This is a genomic window from Cupriavidus sp. 05T313 (genome assembly GCF_056396665.1).
The window spans coordinates 1-6,666 of sequence record NZ_JBFTLX010000327.1; the positions used below are offsets into that span (position 1 = coordinate 1).

Sequence of the window (6,666 nt, forward strand, 5' to 3'; positions counted from 1 at the left end):
TCGCTGAGCGGCATCACTTGCGCATCCGGTCGCCTCCGAGCGGATCCGCGATGATCATCGTGCGATCCAGTACGCCCTGGTCGTCAAAGTAGACACTGAAGTGGGCAGGCAGATAGCCATTCGCATAGAGCCGGTAGGACCATGCCTCGCGCTTCATGAGCGGGTAGTACTGGACAGGCTCCCGCGGCAGGCCAAAGCGCTCGGTCACGTCGCGCTTGGTCCAGACGCCTGGCTTTGCCTCGTAGATCTCTTTCTCAGTCAACATCTGGCGGAAGCTGACGAGCTTTGCGTTCGCGTCAAAATCCGCGGCGTAGACTTCAAATCCCATGGGCTGGTGCGAATAGATCCATCGGGTGGTGCCGTCGGCGAGCGCATAGGTCTCAGTAGGCGCGCCAAAGGTCTCGCGAACGGAGCTTTCCGGGCTGCCGATCATCTGCTGCGCAGTCTGCACGGGTTGCAGGGACGCACAGGCCGACAGCGCAACCGCGGTGCCGGCCAGCCACTGGGCGAAGCGATATTGCATCACCATCCTCCACTGCAGAAGGTAAGGTTACTTTCGACCGGTTCAATCCAAGCATAGTCCATCCGCTACATTCCGGACCCTGCTCCTGCTGCCCCCCTTTGCGCCAGCCCTGATGCTGCCCGTGCTGCCGCGTCGGCGAGGAAACCCACGGAATTGGCAGGTGCTTCAGGGGGGGGCATGCGCGAACTCCACCTGGATATTCATGCGCACGGCGTCGTCCACGGCGGGGAACCATGCTGCCAGGTCGAATTCCCGCCGGCTGACCTCTCCGACCGCGGAGAAGGCAATCGTGTCATCGCGTCGCGGATCTCCGATGGGGCCGGCTGGTGTTACGAGAAGGCTGATCGGGCGCGTGATGCCGCGGACCGTGAGGTTGCCAATAAGGCACCCGCTGCCTTCCCCGGTCCGCACAAAGCGGGTACTGACAAAGCGGATCTCCGGATAGCGGGCCACATCGAGCATGCCGCTGCCCCGGATGAGCGGAGACAGGATGCGCGGGCGCGCCTCGACGCTAGCGGCATCGATGGTCACCGTGACCCGGCCGGAGTCAAAGCCGGCCTGCGTTCCTTCGAGCTGTGCACTCATCTGGTGAAAGCGCATCCTGATCTTTGAGCGCGAGAAGGCGTCGACATCGAGCGTGACGCTAGAGTGTTGTGGCACCAGCACGTACCGATCGGGCCGCCCGGCCGCGTCGGCGGGCTGGGCCTGGATGGCGGCGCCCGCCAGCGATGCGAATGCGGCGAGCATAAGTTTGGCGATCGCGTGCCCGCGCGTGGCCCGGAACCGGAGTGGCAAATCGCGCACGCTTTCTCCTCGGCCGAAGCGTTGTGGTCTGTCTGGGTAAACGCGTGGCGGCCAGGATTTATTCCATTCCCACAGCCGCAAAGGCCGAAAGGGGCAGTCAGGATGGAGCAGGGCGAGGCCGTGTTGCCCGCRCCGGCCCCCGCCCGGGCAGGCCGGACGGGGGCCATGGCAAGGCTCTGACTCTTCTCGCGGAGGTAGCTTGCAAACGCGCCTGGCGTCAGGCTCTACTTCTTTTTGCCCTTGTGCTGTTCCCCGCCCGACTTCCGATAGCGCTCGAGATACTCGTCGCGCAGCTTGCGCACACAGCGGCCGATCTTCACATAGTCCTCTTCGTTGAGGTTGGCCAGCGAAACCCGTCCCGACGGGTGGCGCGTACCGAATCCCTTGCCAGGCAGCAGTACCACGCCCGCCTCCTCGGCCAGGCGGAACAGCAACTCGTGGGGCYGAATCGAATCAAGGAGCCATTTGACAAAATCCGGCCCGACGTCCTTGCTTTGCTGTTCGACGTCGAGCAGTGTGTAATAGTCGACCACGTTCGGATCCACAGGTTCGGGGGCTGCACCCATGCCACGATACAACGCCGCCTTGCGGCTTCGGATCAACCGCTTCATGGCGTTCTTGTAGCTCTCGGTCGAATCCATCAGGGAAAACAGAGAGAACAGCACCATCTGCACCTGCTGCGGGGTGGAAAGACCCGCCGTGTGGTTGAGCGCCACCGTGCGGCTGTCCGCCACGATGCGATCGATGAACGGCAACTTGTCCGGTTCGGTAGTAATCGATGCGTAGCGATGGTGCAGGTCTTGGCGTACGGCTTTTGGCAAGTTCGAGAGCATTTCATCGAACAGATTCGACTTATGGGTCGCGATCACGCCTAGCCGCCAGCCGGTTGCGCCAAAGTACTTGGAGAACGAGTACACCAGGATGGTGTTCTTCGGGCACATGGCAAATAGCGACACAAAGTTGTCGGCAAAGGTGCCATACACGTCGTCGGTCAGGATGATCAGGTCCGGACGTTCCTTGACGATAGCAGCGAGATAGTTGAGGCTCTCGTCGCTCATTCGCACCGAGGGGGGATTGCTCGGATTCACAAGGAAAAAGGCCTTGACCTTCGGGTCCCGCAGCTTGTCGAGCTCCTTGTCAGGGTATTGCCAGCCAGCAGTCGGATCCGCTTCGATCTTCAGTTCGGCCAGGTCATACTCCTTCAGTTCCGGGATCTCGATATAAGGCGTAAAGATGGGCACGCCCAGTGCGATCGTGTCGCCGGCCTTGAGCAGCCCGTTGACCTTCATCGAATTGAACAGATAAGTCATCGCCGCGGTACCRCCCTCGACCGCGTACAAGTCAAAATCGCCCAAAAAGGGATGCGTGCCGATCATTTCCTTTCGGATGTATTGCTTGACGATCTTTTCGCTAAGCCTGAGCATGCGATCCGGTACCGGATAGTTGCAAGCCAGGATGCCTTCGCACATCTCGTAGAGGAAATCGCCTCCATCATGGCCGAGCTGGTCTCGCACGAAAGAGACGGCGCCTGCCAGGAACCTGACCCCCGGGGTGTCGCGGTGATAACGCGCGAAGAGATCGAAGCGCTCCTCGATGCCAGACCTCCGGGGAAAACCCCTGACGCCTTCCGCGAGGTAAGAAAAGGACCGTTCGGATTCGGTCATGGCAAACAAGCCAAGCTGCCAAAAGCCATGGCGTGGCACGGTTGCAAGGAAGTTGGGATTGCCGCGTCCGGCGTTAAGCATCAAACGGTTCGTGACGCTCCCGGCCAGCTTGATCAACTCATCCTTGAGTTCAAACGGCGAGAGATTTTCCAACTTCGACGGATCTGGCTTACTCATGGCGCATTCCCCCATAAAATGGCGCATAGCGGAGAAAAATAGTCAAGCAACGCATCACGGAATCCATTCTAGTCAATGGCGTGAACTTCAGAATCATGATCCTGTTGCGATCAGCGTCCCATCCGGCGGTCGTAGCTTTGCGAGATACGATCGAGCAGGCCGGGATCGCGCGAGTCACTGGTGTTGAACTGCACGCGCACGCTGCCGTCGGCCTGCTGCCGCACGCTGGCGGTCACGGTGCTGCCGTTTCGCTGGCCCGCGACCGTACCGCTTGCCTGGTCCTGAACGTTGATCGCCACGCCCTGATCGCGCATGGCGTCCGCGGCGGCGGAGAACGAACGGTCATAGCTCGCGGGTACGGTGCCGGCCGGATAGCCATAGTAGGTACAACCCGAGACGGCCAGGATGGCGCCAAATATCAGGGTAGCAAGCAGGTTCTTCATGGTGAGACCTTTCTCCAGCCGGGGCCGGGGTCAAACGTGTTCATTGCCGACGCCTTGGCGGCGCCGTCGGCACCCAGGTCGCGTTCATAGACCTGGCCCTCGTGGCTCACCATGAAGCTCATCACGCCAGTGTCCTGGTAGCGCACGGGCCAGGCGATGACGGCGAATCCGCCGAAGAGCTTGCCGTTGACTACGTAGTCGAATGCGCCGCCCGGCGCGTGCGGGCCTTGCGCTGTGAGGAGCTTGTAGTGATAGCCATAGTAGCCATCCTTTCCGGCATTGCGCGTGCCGGCTCCCTTGAAAGCCGGGCCAAGCGGGCTCGCTGGCTCACCGGCGCGAGTTGGCCAGTACAGTCCGTCCCGCTTTCCGGGGGAACTCGACAGTCTGGGCGCATAGGCGAGTACGGCGCCGCCGTCGTGGGCGGCCAGGGCGTATTCGTTCTGCGCATCGTGGATGGCCAGCATCGTCTGGATCACGGCCAGCTCGTTCCTCCCGACGCGTCGTACACGCATTTCCTCTGCCCCGGCGCGCGTGTCGAACTGCCAGCCGTGGGCCGACTTCACGAGAGGGATGGGCAGGGTCCAACCGTCGTTGCCCACGGCGATGTACGCGCGATGGCCAGCCGGCTGGAGTGCATGGGCACTCCCCCAGGCCGCCAGAAACTGGTATCGGACTTCGGCACCCACGGGCGGTATCAGGTCGCGAAAGTTGGCGCCCAGAAGGCTCTTCATTGCCGCCTCGTCATCATTGAGTACCGCGTCGCCAAATGCCCTCATCGCTGCTTCGGGCGATGCAAACACCTGATTTGCGTGTGCGGCAGGTACCGCCCCGAGCCCCAACAGCAGCGCACTGAGCACGGAGAATACCGTGATGAAGAGCCGGCCTTGACGACATAGCCGAGGTGAGTTCATGCCCGTCTCTCCTTAGCGCCGGCCGCCGCCGCCGCGTCCGCCACCGCCAAATCCGCCCCCGCCGCCACGCCCGCCACCTCCGTAGCCTCCCGCGCCACCACCGCTCGAGCGGTTGAACCCGGAAGACTGCATGCTGGACTGTCCCCGGTTGACGTCGCGTTGCGCGACATTGCCGCCGCCGACACCCTGGAAGGCGTTGTCGCGGCCGCCGAAGCCAGCGCTGTACCGGTCGGCATCCCTGGCGCGGTCGGACGTGCCTGGCCTGTTTGAAGCGCCGGCGCGATCCGACGTGCCAGGCCTGCTTGAAGCTCCGATGCGATCGCCAGTGCCGGCCCTGTCAACAGCCGCGGTCCGGTCGGCAACGCTGGTCCGCCCGCCGGCAGCCCCCTCGCGACCACGGAAGTCCGCGCGCCTGTCGGCGCCGGCCACGCTGCGGCCAAACTTCTCGCGAGACGCATTGTCGCGGTAGGCAACACCCTTGCGATGGCTCGCGTCGTGCTGCCAGCGTCCGCCCTGGGCCTTGTTGCGATCGAAGTGGTGGTCGATGTGGGCGCCACGGTTGATGTCGATGTTGATGTTCCCACCGCCCCAGTTACAGTTGCCGAAGATCGCACCTGCGGCGGCAAAGCCAAGGCCCCACGCGAACCCGCCGAGGAGGGCGCCACCGGGATAGTACGCGGGGTACGGTGGCCAGTAGTAGGGCGGGTAGGCCGGATAACCCCATCCGCCATAGACAATGGTGGGGTCATAGGCGGGGACATAGATGACTTGCGGGTTGGCTGGCTCGATGCGAACGATTGTGGGCGACACCGCCTCGGCCGTTGTCGCCTGCTCCACGATCACCCGTTGCTGCTCATTCGACTGCAGGTTGCCGGATTTCTGGGCCCGCGAGCGCAGGCGCTGCACTGCAGCCAGTACTTCCTTTTCTTGCGCGAGAACGGCGTCGCCAAGCCTCTGCGTCCAGTCGAGCTTGTCATACATAGGCTCAAGGACCTGAGGAAAGGCGACCAGCGACTTTACGCTGACGTCCCATGATTCGCTCGCGACAGCCTGGACCGCGTCATCGCCCTTGAGGTTCGGATGGGCCTTGACCCAGCGAGCGGCGTACACGATCTCCAGGGGATACGTGGAAGCCATCAGCACTTGGGACAGCACCGAGTCCGGGTAGAGCGCGATTGGCGCGACCAATGCCTCGATCTCTTCTGGCTGAAAGGAAGGCGCGGCCTGCTCCTGGGCATTTGGAACGCCTGATGCGAGCAGTGTCCCAACGAGGAACCACGCCCGGAGGGCTTGAGCCAGCCGCTTACCACATGCACTCATGGCGACTCCCCATCGACTGAGCGAGACATGTGCACGAGTCCCCACCCAAGCGGCTGGGGCGAAAGGCTATCGAGATCAAATCGCGCACCGCTAGTTCAGGCGAGAATCATGATGACGACCATGCCCCAGATCGTCAGGAACGTGTTCCCCACGGCATAGGTAACGGTGTAGCCGAGACCCGGAACCTGGCTCTTCGCGGCTTCGCAGACCATACCCAGCGCAGCTGTGGTGGTCCGCGCGCCGGCGCATACCCCCAGCAAGATAGCGGGATGAAAGTGGAATACATACTTGGCGATCAGCATTCCGACAATGAGCGGCACCGACGTCGCAAAGATGCCCCAGAGGAAAAGACTGATCCCAAGCTTCTGCAAGCCAGCGACAAATCCGGGGCCCGCGGAGATTCCGACAACAGCAATAAAGACATTGAGTCCAACCGAGTTCATGAACCAGACCGTAGGCTCCGGTATGCGACCGAAGGTCGGGTGGATTGCCCGGTACCATCCGAAGATAATGCCGGCAATCAGCGCGCCACCGGCCGTGGAAATGGTCAAGGGAACACCGCCCACCTTCAAGACGATTGCGCCGATCAACGCGCCAACAGTGATTGCAAGCGACATGGTGGCCACGTCCGTCACCGAAGTAGGTCGATCGATGTAGCCAAGCTTCTTCGCGGTCGCGTTGATGTCCTGTGTACGTCCAACCACCGTGACGACGTCGGCGCGGTAGAGTTTCGTCTTGGGCAAGACCGGGATCACGGTTTCGGTTGGCCCGCGCTTGATCCTCTTGAGGAACACCCCGCGCGCGCCCGGCCAGCGGGCCAATTC

7 protein-coding genes are annotated in these 6,666 nt (G+C 62.4%); all 7 read right to left on the bottom strand.

The annotated features are described in order from the left end of the window. Nucleotides 1-13: 13 nt before the first annotated feature. Entirely contained in the window at nt 14-523 is a 510-nt protein-coding gene (locus tag AC1DKD_RS37660; protein WP_441635598.1) for a hypothetical protein, read from the bottom strand. Between the two features lie 165 nt (nt 524-688). Then, nucleotides 689-1,270: a YceI family protein gene (locus tag AC1DKD_RS37665; RefSeq protein WP_477111999.1), complete on the bottom strand. Its 582-nt coding sequence runs from the start codon at nt 1,268-1,270 to the stop codon at nt 689-691. 281 nt (nt 1,271-1,551) lie between these two features. Further along, the gene (locus tag AC1DKD_RS37670; RefSeq protein WP_477144451.1) at nt 1,552-3,168 is read right to left on the bottom strand and encodes a bifunctional aspartate transaminase/aspartate 4-decarboxylase; all 1,617 of its coding nucleotides are present in this window, start codon (nt 3,166-3,168) and stop codon (nt 1,552-1,554) included. Nucleotides 3,169-3,278: 110 nt separating this feature from the next. Beyond that, nucleotides 3,279-3,611 (bottom strand): hypothetical protein, encoded by a 333-nt coding sequence (locus AC1DKD_RS37675; RefSeq protein ID WP_477111998.1) that lies wholly within the window; start codon nt 3,609-3,611, stop codon nt 3,279-3,281. Further along, on the bottom strand, nt 3,608-4,522 hold the full coding sequence (locus AC1DKD_RS37680; RefSeq protein ID WP_441635592.1) for a DUF2950 domain-containing protein: 915 nt from the start codon (nt 4,520-4,522) through the stop codon (nt 3,608-3,610). Before AC1DKD_RS37680 ends, AC1DKD_RS37675 begins: the two co-directional genes overlap by 4 nt. A 12-nt stretch (nt 4,523-4,534) precedes the next feature. Next, nucleotides 4,535-5,842 (bottom strand): DUF3300 domain-containing protein, encoded by a 1,308-nt coding sequence (locus AC1DKD_RS37685; RefSeq protein ID WP_477111997.1) that lies wholly within the window; start codon nt 5,840-5,842, stop codon nt 4,535-4,537. Nucleotides 5,843-5,937: 95 nt separating this feature from the next. Next, nucleotides 5,938-6,666 (bottom strand): aspartate-alanine antiporter-like transporter (locus AC1DKD_RS37690; protein WP_477144450.1); only part of this gene is annotated, 729 nt, incomplete at its 5' end.